This window comes from Pseudoalteromonas sp. Angola-4 (assembly GCF_028599265.1).
In the GTDB taxonomy this organism is placed as follows: Bacteria; Pseudomonadota; Gammaproteobacteria; order Enterobacterales; family Alteromonadaceae; genus Pseudoalteromonas; species Pseudoalteromonas atlantica.
The window spans coordinates 1-15,042 of the sequence record NZ_JAQREK010000026.1; the positions used below are offsets into that span (position 1 = coordinate 1).

The window sequence follows — 15,042 nt, forward strand, 5'->3', positions numbered from 1 at the left end:
TGCCGAACTCAGTAGTGAAACGAAACAGCGCCGATGATAGTGTAGCATTTGCTATGTGAAAGTAGGACATTGCCAGGCTCCAAATACAAGAAAGCCCGACTCGAAAGAGCCGGGTTTTTTTACGTCTGCAGAAAAGTGAAATACATGTCTTTACGTAATATCACCACTTCCGTAGCGTGGGTTGAGTATCACGAAACCCGCGGATAAGGCTCGCCCCACCAATCACAACCCATTTTACATATAGCTAAGTAGCAGTTTGTTTCTGTATTTAAGCTTTAAGATAAACAATATTTATTCAACATAGCTAGATTACAAATATAATTTTGCTTTGTTACTGGCTTTGATTTAGGATCAAAATAGTTTAAAACCAAGAACTAATAGCCAGTGTATAGATTATTAATTAGTGCCATATCATTTATATTTTGTTTCTCTGTGTCGGCAGTTGAAGTAACTGATCTGTATCAAGATATATTAAAAGTCGATGATAAAAGTCGAGACACGCGTTTAGCCGCTAGCCGCAAAGCATTACTCAATGTTTTAGTAAAGGTAAGCGGGGATGAATCTGCTGATCAAAATAAGCTTGCTCAACAACGCACCAAAAACATTTCAGATTACATGCTCAAGTTTGAATACGACGAAAAAGCAAATGGACAGCTTAATCTAGTTGTTAAATTTGAAGCGCGTAAAATAAATGAATTAATTAAAGAATTAAATTTACCTCTTTGGGGCGTCCAGCGCCCATTAGTTGCTATTTGGTTAGGTATTGAAGATAACTGGCGTAGAGAGCTTGTTACACAAGAAAGCTATCCTCAGTTAGAGCAGCTTATATATGACAAAGCGGGTCGACGTGGTTTACCCGTTGTAGTGCCACTATTAGATTTACAAGACAGACGTTTGGTTGGCATTCCTGAAGTATGGGGTAATTTTTCAGAGCCTGTTGAAGAGGCGTCGCGCCGTTATAGTGCAGAGCGAAGCATTACAGCAAGAATGTATCAAGAACCCGACAGTGAAACCTGGATTTTAGACTGGCGTTTTACTAATGACGATTTATTTGATTCGAACCGTCTTGAAGGTGATAAACAACAAATAGTAGGCCAGATGATAGACAGCTTAGCGTTGGGATTAGCCAATGAATACGCTATCGACCCTAACGCGTATTATGAACAGGCAGCGGCTACGCTTACCTTAAAAGGCACTCAAAGCTTTGTCGATATTGAACTTGCAAAGCGTCGTCTACAAAGTTTGAGTGTAGTGACGCAAGCAACAATAATGCGCAAAACCCCAGAATTTGTTGAGTTTAAGCTTAACCACACCGGCAGTGTAGGCGATCTTAAAAAAGGCCTTGGTCTTGATAGTGCCTTTAGAGATTATGTTGACCCTCGCGCATTTTACCATGTTGTAGACAAAAACAGTCTTGAGTATCAGTGGGTCGGTGAGTAATGCTAAGTGCTGAGCCAATGCAAATGGCACTACCAGTCACCTTACCTGACGATGAAACATTTGCATCTTATTTTGGTGGGGAAGACTCTTTAGAGGTAAACCACCTTAAAGCGAGCTTCTCAAAGCTTGCCAACAAATTTCAGTACACTTATTTGTGCGGCTTAGGCGATTCTGGTAAATCTCACTTATTGTACGCAACCTGTATACAAGCCCAAGAGCGTGGCTTGTCAAACATGCTGTTGTCTATGCGTGAAGTTATCGACTTTGGCCCTATGGTGTTAGATGGTTTAGAAGCACTTGATGTATTATGTATTGATGATGTGCACTTAGTCGCTGGTAATGACGCATGGGAAAAAGCCCTTTTTAACTTTTTTAATCGCTTTAACGAGCCTGGAAAAATGTTAGTGGTTACGGCCGATTTGCTCCCTGACATGCTTAATATCACCTTACCCGACTTAGAGTCTCGGCTAAAGTGGGGAACCACCTTTCAAATTCGATCAATGAGTGATGATGATAAAGCACAAGCACTGGTTAAGCGAGCGCATATGCGTGGGCTTGAACTAAGCGATGAATGCGCGCGCTTTTTATTGACTCGCTTGAGTCGTGATATGCGTGCTTTATTAGACGTATTAGACAAATTAGATCACGCATCAATGGCCGCACAACGAAAATTAACAATTCCCTTCATAAAATCAACGTTAAAGCTGTAGTAGGTCTAGAATCTAGACCCTGCTTTCAGTTATCATTAGTCAACAAAATTGTAATCACCTTCTGTGAAAGATCAGGTATCGAATGAACTTAGAAAATATTTTAGCGCAAGCACTTGAGGCAGTTGCCAGTGCCAGTGAAATCGCGCAACTAGAAGAGATCAGGGTTAATTACCTTGGTAAAAAAGGCGAAATCACAAGCTTACTTAAAACACTGGGTAAAATTGCTCCTGAAGAACGCAAAGAAGCAGGGCAAGTAATTAACCAAGCTAAGCAAGATGTACAAGCAGCAATTAACGAAAAGCGTGAGCTTTTAGCAAGTAAAGCGCTTGAAGAAAAGCTAGCAGCTGAAACAATTGATGTAACTTTACCAGGGCGCGTAATGCCTACGGGTGGCCTTCATCCGGTAACACGCACAATCGAGCGTATAGAAAGCTTTTTTGGCGAGCTAGGTTTTGAAGTTAAATCAGGCCCAGAAGTAGAAGATGATTTTCATAACTTTGATGCGCTAAATATTCCTGAGCATCACCCAGCGCGTGCTGATCACGATACCTTTTATTTTAATCCTAAGTTAGTACTGCGTACCCAAACAAGTGGTGTGCAAATTCGTACTATGGAAACAGAGCAACCGCCACTGCGAATTATTTCGCCAGGTCGAGTATATCGTAACGACTACGACCAAACGCATACTCCGATGTTTCATCAGGTAGAAGGTTTAATGGTTGATACTGATGTAAGCTTCACAGAGCTTAAGGGTATTTTACACGACTTCTTACGTAACTTTTTTGAAGAAGACATGGAAATTCGTTTCCGTCCTTCATTCTTCCCATTTACAGAGCCTTCAGCTGAAGTAGATGTTATGGGTAAAGACGGCAAATGGCTTGAAGTATTAGGTTGTGGCATGGTTCACCCTAACGTACTTAAGTCAGTAGGTATTGACCCAGAAAAATACACCGGTTTTGCTTTTGGTATGGGCGTAGAGCGCTTAACCATGCTGCGCTATGGCGTAAACGACTTACGTGCATTTTTTGAAAATGACTTAAAATTCCTAAACCAGTTCCGTTAAGAGTGAAAATATAAAATGAAATTTAGTGAAAAGTGGTTAAGAGAGTGGGTAAATCCTGCTATTGATACGCAAGCTCTTTCGGAACAGCTTTCTATGGCTGGCCTTGAGGTTGACGCAGTTGAGAGCGCGGCAGCGGATTTTAACGGCGTAGTGGTTGGTGAAGTTGTTGAGTGCGCACAGCACCCAGATGCAGATAAACTTCGCGTTACTAAAATCAATGTAGGTGGCGATGAGCTACTTGATATTGTGTGTGGCGCGCCTAACTGTCGCCAAGGCATTAAAGTAGCTGTTGCAACAGTGGGCGCTGTTTTACCGGGCGACTTTAAAATTAAAAAAGCCAAATTACGCGGTCAGCCATCACACGGTATGCTGTGTGCCTTTGTTGAGCTAGGTATTAGCGAAGAAGGCGACGGCATCATGGAATTGCCAAGCGATGCGCCAATTGGTACAGACCTGCGCGAATACTTAGGCCTTGATGACAACATAATTGATGTTGACTTAACCCCAAACCGTGGTGATTGCTTGGGTATAAAAGGCCTTGCACGCGAAGTAGGTGTATTAAACAGCGTTGATGTGAACGAGCTACAAATTCCAGCTGTTAGCGGCACTATTGACGATGAAGTATCTATCGAGCTTGTTAATGCTTACGCGTGTCCGCGTTACTTAGGGCGTGTAATCAAAGGCATTAGCCTTGATGCAGAAACACCGCTTTGGATGGTTGAAAAGCTTCGCCGTAGTGGTATTCGCTCAATTGACCCTGTTGTTGATGTTACTAACTATGTATTACTAGAACTTGGCCACCCAATGCATGCATTCGATTTAAATGCAATTGAAGGCGGCATTAAGGTTCGCAGTGCCAATGCAGGCGAAGAGTTAGTATTGCTTGATGGCAATACTGCAGAACTGAACGAATCAACACTTGTGATAGCCGATCATAATAAAGCACTTGCAATTGCCGGTATTTTTGGCGGTGAGCAATCAGGTGTTACAGAAAAAACGTCTGATATTTTATTAGAAAGCGCGTTTTTTAACCCAGTCGCAATTGCAGGTCAAGCCCGTAGTTACGGCTTACATACCGATGCATCACACCGCTATGAGCGTGGCGTAGATTTTACCCTGCAACACGATGCAATGGAGCGCGCAACCGCTTTATTACTTGATATTGTTGGCGGTGAAGCAGGCCCTGTTGTAGAAGCTGTAGCTGCTGATAAACTGCCAAAAGTGACAGAGGTACGCCTACGTCGTGCGCGTTTAGACCGTGTAATTGGTCATCATATTGACGATGCGAAAGTGACTGATATTCTGACTCGTTTAGGGTTAGACGTTAAGTTTGAAAACGACAGCTGGAGCGCTGATATTCCAAGCTACCGCTTCGATATTCGTATTGAAGAAGACTTAATTGAAGAAGTTGCTCGTGTTTATGGTTACAACAGTATTCCAAATGTTGCGCCAACCGCAAAATTAAAAATGACTACACATGACGAGTCAACAATTGCGTTAAGTAAGTTTCGCAATACGTTAGTGACACGTGGCTACCAAGAAGCAATTACATACAGCTTTGTAGACCCTAAAGCACAAGCTATTATACACCCACAAAGTACTCCGCTTATACTGCCGCACCCAATTTCAATTGAAATGTCGGCTATGCGTGTAAGCTTAATGCCAGGACTTTTAGCATCGGTTGCGTATAATCAAAACCGTCAACAACCACGTATTCGTTTATTTGAGCATGGTCTTAAATTTATCAGCGACGACAGCGCAGAAAATGGCCTGCAGCAAGTCCCTGTCATTGGCGGTGTGATCACTGGCCTTGCACACGGCGAGCATTGGGTTGAGCAAAAACGCAACGTTGATTTTTACGACCTAAAAGGTGATGTTGAAGCCTTATTAGCAATCACCAACGATACAAGCCGTTTTGAAATTAAAGCAGAGCAGTCAGACGGTTTACACCCAGGCCAATCAGCAGTTATTTATGTTGAAGGTAAAAAGGTAGGATTTTTTGGTGCTCTTCATCCTCAAGTGCAAAAATCGTTAGATATCAATAACGCAACTTTTGTATTTGAAATAGAAATGTCTGCAATAGAAAAAAGAAATTTACCGCAAGCTGTAGGGGTTTCAAAATTCCCTTCAAATCGCCGCGACATCGCGATTTTAGTGGCTGACAGCGTTAATTCAGGTGATATTTTAAGCACAATAGAAAAAGTTGGCGGAAATCAATTGGTTGACCTAAACTTATTCGATGTGTATAAGGGCAAAGGTATTGAGCCAAATTATAAGAGTTTGGCGATTGCTCTAACACTGCAGGCGGTTGATAGAACACTCGAAGAGAAAGATATCAATCTGGTAGTTGATAACGTGGTGGCCACATTGGCCGAAAAGTTTAATGCATCGTTGAGGGACTAGATATGGCGCTTACTAAAGCCGACATAGCTGAACACCTATTTGAAAAGCTCGGGATCAATAAAAAAGATGCCAAAGATTTAGTTGAAGCGTTTTTTGAAGAAATCCGCTCAGCGCTTGAAAAAGGCGAGCAGGTTAAGCTCTCTGGATTTGGTAACTTTGATCTTCGTGATAAAAAAGAAAGACCAGGCCGTAACCCGAAAACAGGAGAAGACATTCCTATTTCGGCGCGCCGCGTGGTGACCTTTAGACCAGGTCAAAAGCTTAAAACCCGTGTAGAAGTGGGCACAAGCAAAGCAAAATAAAAAAGGGCAGCGTAAGCTGCCTTTTTTATTTAAAAAACCATCTGGCATCATGTTTTAAAACACATTTATTGCCAGGGGGTTTTGCTTACCTAAAATTCTCGCGGCGATACAAACTCACCGTTTTGTATTTGTTCATACGTTTGTTGAGCAAGGGCATCGAGCGCATCTAAATTTTTACCATCGCTCATCAGTTGGTGCTCAATGGGTAGTAAATCTATATTCTCAATGCCAGCGCTTTGCGCCACTTTCGAAAAAATGTAAGCGTGCTTATATTTATCATGTTTATAAAATAAGCTGATTAACGAGGTATACACTTCAGGATTTGGTTGTTGGCCTTGTTTATTTAGCTCAAGGGTTTTATATAGCAAATCAATTGTTTTTTCATCGTCAAACTTAATGTAATAAGAGGCTAGATAAAACTGCATTTCTGCACTGTTGGTTACGCTTTCATCATTTTCCATTGCAAGTAAACGAGTCAGCGCACTTTGCTCATTGTTACGTGACCAATGATAGTAAAGCAAACCTGGGTGGTTAGTGTTTTTTGTGTCTTGATAAAGTCGGGTCATCTCTTTAATGCTAGTAAGCTGACCTTCAATACGCGATGTTGTTTTAGACTTTAGTTTAATATGTTCTATTTTTGCGGCTAAAGTAATACATTGATTATACGACTCAAACCCCTTAAGCAATTGGTATTTGTTTTCATCTGTGGGTTTTTTATATTCTATATAGCGTTTTAAAATAACCTCAGAGCGCTCATTTTTACAATGGCTATCTTTATTTAAATCACTACAAAAGCCAGGTGTTTCTTTACAAACCTGAGCGAGAGTCAGTGGTTCTTCGCATCCTGTTAACGCTAGCATTGTTAGTATTGCGCTTGCTCTTAAAACCATCCCTTAACCTCAAATGAATATATACATTACTATTCTAGCGCAATCATTTGTGCGCTAACAGTAGAGAATAACTTTAGATTAACTTAGAATAGCCCTGCCTGAAGTGCATTACTCTCAAAATCTAATGCATTTTTAAAGGCTATCCGTTCAAAATGATTAAATTAGGTAAATAAAATGACCTCATCTCACGAATTAGAATATACAAATAGTTGGCAAGAACGCCAAGATTACGCTGAAAGCATGCAACCTATCATTGGTAAGCTTTATCGTAACCGTGGTATAGAAATCGCTGTATATGGCCGTCCTCTCGTTAATGCCAGTACTATCGATATTATCAAATCACACAAAACTGTAGCGCAATTTGAAGGCACGAAATTACGTTTACGCGAAAGCTTTCCGTTTTTAGAAGCCATTAGTAAAATGGAGCTAAACTCAGCACGTATTGATATTGGTAAACTTGCTTATAGCTATTTGTACAGCGATGCTGCTAATGGCCGCACAGTTGATGAATTTGTTAAAGACGAATTAGCCGAAATTGCAGACTCACCAGCCAAAGAGCCGCGTGATGTTGTATTGTATGGCTTTGGACGTATAGGGCGTTTGTTAGCACGTTTACTAATCGAAAAATCAGGCCCTTATGCCGACTTACGTTTACGCGCAATTGTGGTGCGTGGCGGTAAAGAAGGCGACCTTGAGAAACGTGCAAGCTTACTGCGTCGCGATTCAATTCATGGCCCATTTAATGGCTCAATCACAATTGACACGCAGCGTAATGCAATTAAAGCGAATGGCAGCTACATCCAAGTGATTTATGCTAACTCGCCAAGTGAAGTTGATTACACCGCTTACGGTATCGAAAATGCACTCGTAGTTGATAACACTGGTATTTGGAAAGACGAAGCAGGCCTTGGCCTGCACTTAGAGTCTAAAGGGGCTGCAAAAGTACTATTAACAGCACCGGCTAAAGGCAACATTAAAAACATTGTTTACGGTGTAAATAACCAAGACATTAAGCCTGAAGATAAAATCGTGTGTGCAGCAAGCTGTACCACCAATGCGATTACGCCAACGCTTAAAGCATTAAACGATAAGTTTGGTATTAATAACGGCCACGTAGAAACCGTACACTCTTACACAAACGATCAAAACCTTATTGATAACTACCACAAAGCAGAGCGTCGTGGACGTGCTGCTGCACTTAATATGGTAATTACCGAGACAGGCGCAGCTAAAGCGGTATCTAAAGCGCTTCCTGAGCTTGAAGGTAAGCTAACAGGTAATGCGATTCGTGTGCCTACACCTAATGTGTCGCTTGCTATATTAAACTTAAACCTTAATAGCAGCACGTCTGTTGAAGAGCTAAATGCGTTTTTACGCGAAACAGCACTGCATTCAGAACTGCGTGACCAAATTGATTACACCGCATCAACCGAAATCGTATCTACCGATTTAGTCGGTAGCCGCTACGCAGGTGTTGTAGACTCGCAAGCAACAATTGTTGAAGGTAACCGCGTTGTTTTATACGTATGGTACGACAATGAATTTGGCTACAGCTGCCAAGTAGTTCGTTGTATGCGTGATATGGCTGAAGTTGCTTTCCCAAGCTTGCCTCGCTAATTTAAACGCAATTATACTAAGCCAGCTTTTTTGCTGGCTTTTTTAGTCGCGTTATATTTTTAAAGTGTACCCTGTGTGGTAGGCTTTAATTATTGAAATGCTTATTTGATTTTATTCAATAATGCATTTTACTATTTAACCTGCATTCTGCTTGAGATAGCTTAATTATCCACAGTACAGGTTTTAAATAGTGTCAGTTCTGCACTTTTAGGCCGCTCTTTTTTGTAATTTAGTGACCAAAATAGAGTCAATTTAATCCAAAATATCAACGTGCCTAACAAAGCAGATAAACTTATTCTACCTTAAGGTTTTTTCATGAAAATCAGCAGCAATTTTGATAGTGGTAACATAAAGGTTATCGAAGCCAACGATCCGTTAAATATTCAATTAGAGATAAACAACGATCACCAGTCTGAATTTTACCAGTGGTTTCACTTTCGTCTAGAAACAACGCCTTATCAACTGCATAAGTTAAACATTAATAATTTAGAAAATTCTGCCTACCCGGATGGATGGGAAGGCTACCAAGCTGTTGCCTCATACGACCGTCAAACATGGTTCCGTGTGCCTTCAAATTACGAAAACGGCACGCTTACCTTTGAACTAGAGCCTGAATGCCCCAGTGTATATTTTGCTTACTTTGCGCCATATAGCTACGACCGCCATTTAGATTTATTAGCCTGGGCGCAAAGCGAAGAGCTTTGCCAATTACAAACATTAGGTGAAACGCTTGATGGCCGTGATATGAGCGTGCTTAAAATTGGTCAGCCTAGTGAAGATAAAAAAACAATCTGGATCACAGCGCGCCAACACCCAGGCGAAACTATGGCAGAATGGTTTGTAGAAGGGCTATTACACAAACTACTAGATGATGAAGACCCGCATGCCGCTGCTCTTTTATCAAAAGCTGTATTTTATGTAGTACCAAACATGAACCCAGATGGCAGCGTACGTGGTCACCTTCGTACTAATGCAAAAGGTGTTAACTTAAACCGTGAATGGCAAACGCCTAGCATGGAAAATAGCCCAGAAGTGTATTTAGTACTGAATAAAATGCGCGAAACTGGCCTCGATATGCATTTAGATATACACGGTGATGAAGCTATTCCTTATAACTTTGTGGCAGGCAGTGAAGGTATTCCAAGCTACGATGACCGCTTAAAAGACTTAGAAGATAGCTTTAAAGCAGCGCTACTTACTATAACGCCAGAGTTTCAAGATGAGCACGGTTACGATAAAGACGAGCCGGGCAAAGCTAATTTAACAGTTGGCTCATCTGCAACGGCAGAAGAATTTAAAGCACTTACTTACACAATTGAGATGCCTTTTAAAGACAATAACGACTTACCAGACCCAGATTACGGCTGGTCAGACCGCCGCTCGTATCAATTTGGTCAAGATACTTTAGCGGCAATCGTAAATGTCGTTGATAAATTAAGATAAATTAGTATAAGGTAAGGGCAACATTAAAATGTTGCCCTTTTTTATTACAAAATTAACAAATAATAAAAGTGCGCAATAGCTTAGTTATCGTATTACCTAGCTCTGAGTAAGTAATAAACAATCAACAGTCTCAAATAAAATAATAAGAGGTATTTAGCGTGGATGCATTCGGACAACTTTTAGATAGCCTAGATGGCATGTTAGGGGGCGCAGTTTGGTTTCCCTATGTGCTGCTAGGAGTCGGTCTATTTTTTACTATTTATTTAAAGTTCCCACAAATTCGTTATTTCAAACATGCGTGTAAAGTAGTTACAGGCAAATTTGATAAAAAAGGCACCGAGGGTGACACAACCCATTTTCAAGCACTGGCTACTGCGCTCTCTGGTACGGTAGGTACAGGTAACATTGGTGGGGTAGCCTTGGCTATTTCTATTGGTGGCCCCGCGGCATTATTTTGGATGTGGATGACGGCATTTTTTGGTATGACCACCAAATTTGTAGAAGTTACGCTTTCACATAAATACCGCGAAAAAACCCAAGATGGCACCATGGCCGGTGGCCCTATGTATTACATGGATAAACGCCTAAACATGAAGTGGCTTGCTATTTTATTTGCCGTTGCCACTGTAATTAGCTCTTTTGGTACGGGCAGTTTGCCACAAATTAATAACATAGCGCAGGGTATGGAAGCCACATTTGGTTTTGCACCTATGGCAACCGGCGCTGTGTTATCTATTTTACTTGCGTTGGTTATTTTAGGTGGTATTCGTCGTATTGCTGCTATTACATCACGCGTTGTGCCCATTATGGCCGTGATTTATATCATAGGTGCGTTAGGTGTTATTTTTTATAACATTGAAAACATCGGCCCTTCGTTTGCGTCAATATTTGTTGATGCATTTACAGGCTCTGCTGCAGCCGGTGGCTTTTTAGGTGCCTCTTTTGCGTATGCATTTAACAGAGGTGTAAACCGTGGCTTGTTCTCAAATGAGGCCGGTCAAGGTTCTGCACCCATTGCCCACGCATCGGCAAAAGCTGATGAACCTGTGTCTGAAGGCATGGTTTCAATTTTAGAGCCGTTTATCGATACCATTATTATTTGTACATTAACAGGCTTAGTTATTTTATCGTCGGGTGTGTGGAATGAAAAATTCGAAACACATTTTGAACGATCGTCAATGAGCATTATTAAAGGTGACTACTCTGAAACCAACGAAGCGCAGCGCCAAGAGCTATACAATTACCTAAACGGTAACGATAGCAAGGTAGAGCTATTCAACGGCAACATTGATGTAGTTAATGGCGAGCCAACAAGTAATGGCTTTACCGTATTACATTCACGCTCAATTGGTGAAGACATACGTTTTGGTATTACCGACAAACATAAGTACACAGGTATTGTTGAAGTTAAAAACGGCATGCCAACCGACGACAGCATTAGTTTAATTGGTAAATCGTTAGTGCACTCAGCAGAGCTGACAACCAAAGCGTTTACCCGAGGCTTTTTTGGCGATAGCGGTCAATACATAGTATCGATAGGCTTATTGTTATTCGCATTTTCTACTGCCATAGCTTGGTCGTACTATGGTGACCGTGCCATGATTTACTTACTTGGTAATCGCTCAGTTATGCCGTATCGCGTATTTTATGTTGCTGCGTTCTTTTGGGCTTCGTTTGCCGATACCACTTTAGTATGGAAATTAGCAGCCGTTGCAATTGTCGTTATGACCTTGCCTAACTTATTTGGCATTATGTTATTGCGCAAAGAAATGAAACAATCCGTAGATGACTACTGGGTTAAATTCAAAAAAGACAACGAGCAATAAAACAAGTACAATAAAAGGCGCCGCAAGGCGCTTTTTTTATGCGTAGTATGGAGAGTAGTATGGCGATTATTCATTGCCCCAAATGTGCAAAATCAATTTCAGATAAACATCAGCAGTGTCCGCATTGCAATAGTAACATTGGCGCGCTTAACTCTGAGCAGGTACAACAGCTTCAGCGCGAACAGCGAATTAAAAAACAGCAAATGTTTATGAACCATTCTTTCTTGGCGCTCATACTATTTTTAGGTGGCTTTTTTTGCTTATACTTTTTACAACCCGCAAAAGAAACCCTGCAATGGTACGCGTATACAGTAGCGATTGGTGTCGGCTGTATTTGGTACTTAGTAAACCGCGTTATTTTAGTGACTCTAAAAAAGAAAAGATGACATGAATATTGACAACCTTGTACAAAATATAACCCCAGAATTATTTGAGCGTTTACAGTACGGTGCTTCAACCGGTAAATGGCCCGATGGCACGCCGCTCTCTGATGAGCAAAAGCAACAAACGGTGCAACTTGTTATGCTTTACCAAGCTAAAATAGCGCAATCAAACGAGCAATTTACCATTGGCGCTAATGGCGAAATGATCCAAAAGACAAAAGCACAACTACAAAAAGAATTTAAATCAGAAAACGAAATAGCTAGGTTTAGTGAACATGATCTTTAAACACCTTTTTACACCTAAGTGGAAACACCCAAAGCAGCAAGTTCGTCTAGACGCAATTGAAAAACTTGATGTAGAGCGCGACGCATCAATTTTAAGCACATTAGCGCTGGAAGATAACTCAGCCGAAATACGCCGCAAAGCATTACAAAAAGTAAATAACTTACCACTGTGGTGGAAAGCCTATAAACAAGATCACGCGCTAAAAGATGTAGCCGAAATACAAATTTCAAACGCAGTGTTAAACAACGAAAGCGCACTGAGCACGCAAATTAAAAGTGAGTATATAGACCGTTTTGCACCGGTTAAAACACTAGAAAAACTCGCCTTTGCAGAGAAAGAACTGCAAGTACGCGTTAAACTTTTAAAGCGCTTAGCTAATCCTAAATTAATTGAAAAAGCGTTTAAAGAGGGCAGCGAAGAGCTTCAAAGCCAACTTGTAGAGCTCGTTATAACGCATCAACTTATTAAGCCATTAGTAAAGCACGCTAAAGGCGATGCTAAGCAGCAGCTTGAGCAACACATTGAAAACGAACGCTTAGCGATTGAAATGCCCGCTCAGGTAGAGAGCGCAACACGCGTTATTTTAGCAAAGCTAAATGCCCTGCGAGATAAAAACGATTACGCCATAGTAAACCCACAAGCCGGCGAATTAATGGCGCAGTGGCAAGCACTTGAACTTAAATGGTTAAGCGAAGAGCACGTTAAAGAGCTAGATAAAAAATACATCAGCATTACCGATAAACTCGATGCGCATATTGCTACGTTAAAAGCTCAGCACGAGCAACAACAGCAGCGTTTAGCCGAGCAACAACGCCAATTATTAGCCCTGGCAACACTTGAGGCATTGAGCGAAGAAATAGAAAACGCGTTGCAATTAGGCTTAGAAACCCCAGAGCAAATTCAGCAAGATTGGTTAGAGGCTAAAGTAGCGCAAGCTAAGCAAACGTTAACCGATGCCCAACACGGCGATAACGCACAAACTAAGCAAGTTATTACAAAGCTTGAAAAACTATTCAATCAGGTGGCTAAACTACCAGAGCTTAGTAGCGCAATTGCACAGTATAAAATTGCTTTTGAACAGCTTAAAGCAATTGAACCTGCGCAGCAGCTAGCTGATTACGATGATGTTTTAACTCGTTTTAATAACGCATTTAAACAAACTCGTAGCCATTTAAATGTGGTTGATGGGGCATTGCAGCAAAACTTTAAATCGCAATTAAATGCGCATAAAAAGCAGTTTTTAGCGCAAATGAGTGAGCTGACAAAACCGCTTGAAAAAAACCAAAGCACAGCCAAACGTAAAGCACGCGATGTGAAACGCCTTATTGAGCAAGGCCGCTTTAATGTTGCTTTTGGTGTATTTAAAGGCTTTGAAGAGTTGTTTGATAAGTTAACACCGCAATTTCAGCAGCCACTAGTAAACTTAAAAGCCGATTTAGAAGCACAACTTGCAGAAGCAAAAGATTGGCAAAAATACGCAGCCGCGCCAAAACGCGAAGCCTTACTTGAAGAAGTGGCAGGGTTAGTCGACCAACCGTGTGACGACCCACAACAGCGTGCTGAGCAAGTTAAAGCGTTTCGTAAGCGTTGGAACGAGCTTGGCCGTTTAGATACAGAGCAAGAAAAGCAACAAGGTGAGCAGTTTGATAGCAACATAGAGCTGTTGTTTGCACCGTGTCGTAGTTACTTTGCCGAGCAAGAAGTGGCGCGCGAAGCGGCAAAAGCCCAGCGTGAAGTACTGATAAACGATATGCAAGCACTAAGCGAGCAAGACACCGCTATTGAAAGCTTTGATTGGAAGCAGTTTGAGAGCCAATACAACCGTTTAAATAAGGCGTGGCGTAGCGTGGGTAAAGTTGACCCTAAAACATACCGCGTATTAAACGAAAGCTTTAAAACACAGCAGCAGAGCGTACTTGCTATATTAAATGCGTACCATAAAGGCAATGCAGCACAAAAAAATGCCTTAGTAGAGCGCGCCTCAGCGCTTTCGCAAAGTGAAGATTTAGCTGCAGCATGCCAAGAGTTAAAGCAATTACAACAGCAATGGCAAAGTATAGGTTTTGCAGGTTTAAAAGCCGAAAATGCGCTGTGGCAAAAGTTTCGCCAGTATAACGATGAAACCTTTAGCAAACGTAGCAGTGAGTTTGAGCAGCAAAAGCAGGCTCAAAACGAAACAGATAAACAAGCTGCAATAGAACTGGCTGAGCTAGAAAGTGCCCTTGAGCAAGTAAATCAAAAAGCCCAATTGCATGACCTAGAAACCAAAGTAAAAGGCTACGCACAATATAAATCGCTTGCGTCAAAAGTGGCAGCATTATTAAGTGCTATTGACGAAAAGCTAGCTTTACTAACAAGCCAAGCGCAGCATGCGCAATTTGAAGCGCTGATCACTGCACTTGAAAACAACGATGTAGTGCCAAGCCAATTTCAAGCTCCGTTAGCGACGTCGCTTAGTAGTGAACAACTTATTACAAGAATGGAAATTCTTGCTAATGTAAGCTCGCAAAATGCAGCGCTTAGAATGGCAGAGCAAGTAGCCATGCTTGATGATAAACACCGTGGTGAGCATGCTGATTTAAACTATTATTTAAAGCAGCTATTAGCGCTCAGTAAGGGTTCAGTCGAGCCTGACACACTAGCTAAAATTAAAACTATTTTTACAGCATAATATGTAAT

At 41.4% G+C, this 15,042-nt stretch carries 12 protein-coding genes; 11 read left to right on the forward strand and 1 reads right to left on the reverse strand.

The genetic code is table 11. From position 1 onward, the window contains the following. Nucleotides 1–384 precede the first annotated feature (384 nt). From PSH48_RS19225 to ihfA, 5 genes are all read left to right on the forward strand, one after another. Complete coding sequence (locus PSH48_RS19225; protein WP_024032198.1) at nucleotides 385–1,440, forward strand: DUF2066 domain-containing protein; 1,056 nt, start codon at nucleotides 385–387, stop codon at nucleotides 1,438–1,440. After that, nucleotides 1,440–2,150, forward strand: a complete 711-nt coding sequence (gene hda, locus PSH48_RS19230) for a DnaA regulatory inactivator Hda (protein WP_004587231.1) — start codon at nucleotides 1,440–1,442, stop codon at nucleotides 2,148–2,150. Before PSH48_RS19225 ends, hda begins: the two co-directional genes overlap by 1 nt. Nucleotides 2,151–2,232: 82 nt before the next feature. Continuing rightward, a complete protein-coding gene (gene pheS / locus PSH48_RS19235) occupies nucleotides 2,233–3,213 on the forward strand; it encodes a phenylalanine--tRNA ligase subunit alpha (protein WP_004587232.1) in 981 nt (326 codons plus the stop codon). Nucleotides 3,214–3,228: 15 nt separating this feature from the next. After that, complete coding sequence (pheT, locus tag PSH48_RS19240; protein WP_273612151.1) at nucleotides 3,229–5,616, forward strand: phenylalanine--tRNA ligase subunit beta; 2,388 nt, start codon at nucleotides 3,229–3,231, stop codon at nucleotides 5,614–5,616. A 2-nt stretch (nucleotides 5,617–5,618) separates the two neighbouring features. Further along, complete coding sequence (gene ihfA, locus PSH48_RS19245) at nucleotides 5,619–5,918, forward strand: integration host factor subunit alpha (RefSeq protein WP_002960690.1); 300 nt, start codon at nucleotides 5,619–5,621, stop codon at nucleotides 5,916–5,918. Nucleotides 5,919–6,007: 89 nt separating this feature from the next. Here the strand turns inward: ihfA and PSH48_RS19250 are convergent, their stop codons facing one another. Further along, nucleotides 6,008–6,808, reverse strand: a complete 801-nt coding sequence (locus PSH48_RS19250) for a DUF2989 domain-containing protein (RefSeq protein ID WP_004587234.1) — start codon at nucleotides 6,806–6,808, stop codon at nucleotides 6,008–6,010. Nucleotides 6,809–6,982: 174 nt separating this feature from the next. On the opposite strand from PSH48_RS19250, the gene PSH48_RS19255 reads away from it, so the two are divergent. The 6 genes from PSH48_RS19255 to PSH48_RS19280 all read left to right on the forward strand — a co-directional run bounded on the left by PSH48_RS19255 (nucleotide 6,983) and on the right by PSH48_RS19280 (nucleotide 15,034). After that, a complete protein-coding gene (locus PSH48_RS19255) occupies nucleotides 6,983–8,425 on the forward strand; it encodes a glyceraldehyde-3-phosphate dehydrogenase (RefSeq protein ID WP_273612152.1) in 1,443 nt (480 codons plus the stop codon). A 315-nt stretch (nucleotides 8,426–8,740) separates the two neighbouring features. Next, complete coding sequence (locus PSH48_RS19260; RefSeq protein ID WP_004587236.1) at nucleotides 8,741–9,868, forward strand: M14 family metallopeptidase; 1,128 nt, start codon at nucleotides 8,741–8,743, stop codon at nucleotides 9,866–9,868. 158 nt (nucleotides 9,869–10,026) lie between these two features. Next, nucleotides 10,027–11,694, forward strand: coding sequence for an alanine/glycine:cation symporter family protein (locus PSH48_RS19265; protein ID WP_004587237.1), 1,668 nt, complete (start codon nucleotides 10,027–10,029; stop codon nucleotides 11,692–11,694). 59 nt (nucleotides 11,695–11,753) lie between these two features. Next, nucleotides 11,754–12,080: a hypothetical protein gene (locus PSH48_RS19270; protein WP_004587238.1), complete on the forward strand. Its 327-nt coding sequence runs from the start codon at nucleotides 11,754–11,756 to the stop codon at nucleotides 12,078–12,080. A gap of 1 nt (nucleotide 12,081) precedes the next feature. After that, nucleotides 12,082–12,363, forward strand: coding sequence for a YeaC family protein (locus PSH48_RS19275; protein ID WP_004587239.1), 282 nt, complete (start codon nucleotides 12,082–12,084; stop codon nucleotides 12,361–12,363). After that, entirely contained in the window at nucleotides 12,353–15,034 is a 2,682-nt protein-coding gene (locus PSH48_RS19280) for a DUF349 domain-containing protein (RefSeq protein ID WP_273612153.1), read from the forward strand. The genes PSH48_RS19275 and PSH48_RS19280 overlap by 11 nt, the downstream gene beginning before the upstream one ends. Nucleotides 15,035–15,042: the final 8 nt, after the last annotated feature.

Coding starts and splice junctions, on each gene's coding strand:
- hda (WP_004587231.1), top strand. CDS start 1,440: ATGCTAAGTGCTGAGCCAATGCAAATGGCACTACCAGTCACCTTACCT.
- pheS (WP_004587232.1), top strand. CDS start 2,233: ATGAACTTAGAAAATATTTTAGCGCAAGCACTTGAGGCAGTTGCCAGT.
- pheT (WP_273612151.1), top strand. CDS start 3,229: ATGAAATTTAGTGAAAAGTGGTTAAGAGAGTGGGTAAATCCTGCTATT.
- ihfA (WP_002960690.1), top strand. CDS start 5,619: ATGGCGCTTACTAAAGCCGACATAGCTGAACACCTATTTGAAAAGCTC.
- PSH48_RS19250 (WP_004587234.1), bottom strand. CDS start 6,808: ATGGTTTTAAGAGCAAGCGCAATACTAACAATGCTAGCGTTAACAGGA.
- PSH48_RS19255 (WP_273612152.1), top strand. CDS start 6,983: ATGACCTCATCTCACGAATTAGAATATACAAATAGTTGGCAAGAACGC.
- PSH48_RS19260 (WP_004587236.1), top strand. CDS start 8,741: ATGAAAATCAGCAGCAATTTTGATAGTGGTAACATAAAGGTTATCGAA.
- PSH48_RS19270 (WP_004587238.1), top strand. CDS start 11,754: ATGGCGATTATTCATTGCCCCAAATGTGCAAAATCAATTTCAGATAAA.
- PSH48_RS19275 (WP_004587239.1), top strand. CDS start 12,082: ATGAATATTGACAACCTTGTACAAAATATAACCCCAGAATTATTTGAG.
- PSH48_RS19280 (WP_273612153.1), top strand. CDS start 12,353: ATGATCTTTAAACACCTTTTTACACCTAAGTGGAAACACCCAAAGCAG.